This is a genomic window from Microbispora sp. GKU 823, from assembly GCF_002027145.1.
Taxonomy (GTDB): Bacteria; Actinomycetota; Actinomycetes; order Streptosporangiales; family Streptosporangiaceae; genus Microbispora; species Microbispora siamensis.
On sequence record NZ_MWJN01000250.1, the window covers coordinates 1 to 1,276 of the forward strand.

Annotated in this window: 1 protein-coding gene; it reads left to right on the forward strand. The window is 70.8% G+C overall.

The annotated features are described in order from the left end of the window. Nucleotides 1-1,276, forward strand: a 1,276-nt coding sequence (locus B1L11_RS44545) for a type I polyketide synthase (protein WP_143738016.1), incomplete at both ends; no start/stop codon positions are given.

The following is a 1,276-nucleotide window of genomic DNA, read 5'->3' on the forward strand; positions in this document are numbered from 1 at the left end:
TCTTCGGCATCTCCCGCCGCGAAGCCCTCGCCAGCGACCCCCAGCAACGCCTCCTGCTCGAAGTCGCCTGGGAAACCCTCGAACGCGCCGGCATCGACCCCGCGACCCTCAAAGGCAGCCGTACGGGGGTCTTCACCGGGACCAACGGTCAGGACTACGCGAAGTCCTCGGGCCCCCCGCCGGAGGAAGTCGAGGGTTACCTGATCACGGGCACCGCGGCCAGCGTGCTGTCGGGGCGGATCGCCTACACCTTCGGGTTCGAGGGCCCCGCGGTGACGGTGGACACGGCCTGCTCGTCGTCGCTGGTCGCGCTGCACCTGGCCGTACGGTCGCTGCGGTCGGGCGAGTCGGACCTCGCCCTGGCCGGTGGGGTGACGCTCATGACGTCGCCGGGGACGTTCGTCGAGTTCTCGCGGCAGCGGGGGCTCGCGCCGGACGGGCGGTGCAAGGCCTTCTCATCGTCGGCGGACGGCACCGGCTGGGCCGAAGGCGTGGGCCTGCTACTGGTCGAACGCCTGTCGGACGCGCAGAAAAACCGGCACCGCGTGCTCGCCGTCATCCGCGGCACCGCCATCAACCAAGACGGCGCCTCCAACGGCCTGACCGCCCCCAACGGCCCCTCACAACAACGCGTCATCACCCACGCCCTCGACAACGCCGGACTCAGCCCCCTGGACGTCGACGCCGTCGAAGCCCACGGCACCGGCACCACCCTCGGCGACCCCATCGAAGCCCAAGCCCTCCTGGCCACCTACGGACAGAACCGCCCCGCCGACCAACCCCTATGGCTCGGCTCCCTCAAATCCAACATCGGCCACGCCCAAGCCGCCGCCGGAGTCGCCGGCATCATCAAAACCGTCCAAGCCATCCGCAACGCGGTGCTGCCGCAAACCCTCCACATCGACCAGCCCACCCCCCACGTCGACTGGACCACCGGCGCCATCCACCTCCTCACCGAACAACGCCCCTGGCCCGAAACCGGCCACCCCCGCCGCGCCGCCGTCTCCGCCTTCGGCGTCAGCGGCACCAACGCCCACGTCATCATCGAACAAGCACCCGACCAGGACGACACGGCATCCGACACGACCCCCACGCCGCAGGCATCGCTTACCGCGACATCAGACGCGGGGCGTGCGGTGCCGGTGGTCCCGTGGGTGATCTCGGCCCGATCCCAGCAGGCACTCACCGCTCAGGCCGCCCGGCTGGCCGATCACCTGGACCGCCACCCCGAGCTGGACCCGGTCGACGTCGGCTACTCCCTGGCCACCACCCGCAC